The sequence below is a fragment of the Flavobacterium calami genome, from assembly GCF_038290035.1.
GTDB classification, from domain to species: Bacteria; Bacteroidota; Bacteroidia; order Flavobacteriales; family Flavobacteriaceae; genus Flavobacterium; species Flavobacterium calami.
This window is the reverse complement of record NZ_JBBYHS010000020.1, coordinates 1-2,862: the sequence shown is the minus strand read 5'-3', so window position 1 is coordinate 2,862 and position 2,862 is coordinate 1. Positions and strand designations below refer to the sequence as shown.

The 2,862-nt window shown below is 38.0% G+C and carries 1 pseudogene; it reads right to left on the bottom strand.

Going from position 1 to position 2,862, the window contains the following annotated elements:
- Window positions 1-2,862, bottom strand: a pseudogene (locus AAEO57_RS17270) (SprB repeat-containing protein); the annotation flags it as partial.

Here is a 2,862-nt window from a genome sequence, read left to right as displayed (position 1 = left end):
ACCTGTACCTGAACTTGCAGTTACTGTAACAACTGCCGGCTGGGCAACATTTGTAGTACTACATCCAAATGGCGTTACAACTGCTGTAGCTGCCAATAATCCCGGCTCGGTGATCGTTACAGGTGCAGAATTTAATGTACAGTTTCTGGCATTACGTACCGTTACAACATAAGCTGTTCCGGCTGTTAAACCTGTAAGCGTATTACTTCCCTGCTCAGTTAAGCCTCCATCTAAACTATATTTATAAGGTCCTTCACCTCCTGTAACATTTACAGTAATAGTTCCATCGGCACCACCATTACAGCTTACATTTGTTACGGAAGTATTAAATACTGTTGTTGGAATCGGATCTAAGTCGAAACTAGTCGTTGTTTGACACAAAGTTGTGTTGTTAGCATCTGTAACTCTAAACAAATAGTTTCCTGCAGTAGTAGCATAATACGGATTAGAAGCTGATACAAATCCTCCACCGTTAAAAGAAACTTCGTAAGTATAACTAGCAGTTGGTGTTGTATTTCCACCAGTAGCTGTCAAAGTAACTACTGCTGCTGGAGAAGGTGTACAATCTAACTCTTTAGTTAATGATGCCGATAAATTTAACATCGGATAAACGATGTAATCAACATCAGCTGTACATCCGTTTCCATCTTTAATTACTAAATTATAAGTGCCAGCCGCATTAAATGTAAAACTTGGTGAACTTTGGAAAGCACTTCCATTTACACTATAAGTAGCTCCTCCTGCTACATCTGGGTCTACTGTTCCTGAAAAAGTAATTGTAAATGGATTACTACCATCATAACAAACCGAAGCAGTCGGCGGTATAACCGTTGGTGCATCATCTGCATCTAATGTTACTGCGGCTGTTGTAATACATCCATAAGCATCTTTTACGTAAACAATATAGTTTCCGGTTATACTTGTTGCAAAAGTTGTATTTGTTGTCCATCCTGCAGTTGAAGCAGTTGGTGCAGTCACTGAAGCTAATAAATATTGGTATGTATAAGGTGCTGTACCGTCTTTTGCAAAAGCAGCAATTACACCATCTTCATTACAATTTACATTTTTAATTTTTGAAGCTGAAGCTAATAAATCAATAGCAGATTCTGTGATATTAAATGGAGCAGATGTAGCACTACAACCTGCATTTGTTGCTCCTGCAGTTTCAGTAACTAAAATAAAATAATTACCTAATGGAAGTGCCCCAAAGTTATTTACAACTAATCCACTTGCTGGTACAGTTGCATTAACAATACCTCCAACCGGAGTAACTGATTGTGAACTATAAATTTGATATGTTATAGGCGTATCAACACCATACGTATGGTTTATAGTAAATGATACATTACCATCTGTATTTCCTTTACAAGTAATATTATTAGCTACAACAGGCGTAACTGTTATACTGGAATTAGTACCGATTGGAAATTTTGAAGTTTCAAAATAGTAACATCCTGTTCCTGTTCCTCCATGAGCAAAATCTGCATCATAAACAACAAATGTATATGTTACACCTGCAATCAAATTATTAAATGTAGTCTGTTTGCTACCCACAGCATCTTCCGCTAACCATGTTCCTGATGGGTATGTAGGAACTGATCCTGTATATAAACTGAAATAAAATGGCCCAGAACCAATAGTACTTGTTGGAGAAGAACTAACTGCTACCAAAGCAGATCCAGTACCCGAACAAACTACTGGAGATGGTGAAACAGTAATATCTAAATCGTCAGGTGGAGAGGCAACCAAAATATTCTGATGTAATTTTTGGCAACCATTTACATCGGTGATAATTAATTCATATAATCCGAAATCAACAATATCAAACACTTGAGATGTACCTGGCTGATTATTAAATTTTTGGTTGTAACCATTAACACCTGTTACGTGGTAAGTATAATTTGGTGTACCACCTGTTACTCCATTAACAATAATTCTTCCTAATGAAACTCCTCCGGCTCCACATGTAATAGGATCTACGTCGTAATCTACAACTATAGGATTAGGCTGAGAAATAGTTATATTATCAACATCTGTACAACCTTTAGCATCTGTAACCGTAATAGTATAATCACCAGCCGCCAAACCAGAAGTCTGAGTTCCATAATTAGTTCCTGTTGTTGTATTTAACACATTGAAAACAAACGGAGCTAATCCTTTTGTATTATCAATTGAAATACTGATAGCTGCTGTATTTTCTCCGTTACAATTAATAGATTGTGTTTGAGAAACGCCTGTAATATCTGGGTTAACAGCTGGACTAACTACAATTGCTGTTGTTGTTGAAGCTGAACATAAATTAGCATCTGTAACTGTGAAAGTATAGTTTCCAGGAGTATTCGTAGTAAATACATTTCCTGCAAATGTTCCCGAACCACCTGAACCGGCATAAGTAAATGGTCCAACTCCTCCTGTTGGAGTTACTGTAATTTGTGCAAGTGCTGGAGCTGTACAGGTAATATCTTTATTTAAAACTGCACTTACAGTTAATTGTGGCGCTACTGTAACCGGATTACTGTCAGCAGTACAACCATTAGAGTCTTTCACACGAATTACATAAGTTCCAGCTATGGTAATAGCAAAAACATTAGAAGTCTGATAAGAAGCTCCTGCATTAATACTGTAAGACAAAGTACCTGTACCTCCGGTTGTTGTTGCTGTGATTGAATATCCGCTTGCGGTTCCTAAACATCCAGCTCCCATTGCTGTAACAGTAGCTGGTGCAGAATCCGTAACCAAAGTAACATCTACCTTAACCGTACACCCGTTCAGGTCTTTCACCCAAACATCCCATTGCGTATTTGTCGCAGGGTTCAAGTCTGCACTGTTGCTTGCTACATAATCCGCCGCAACTGGTGCAAC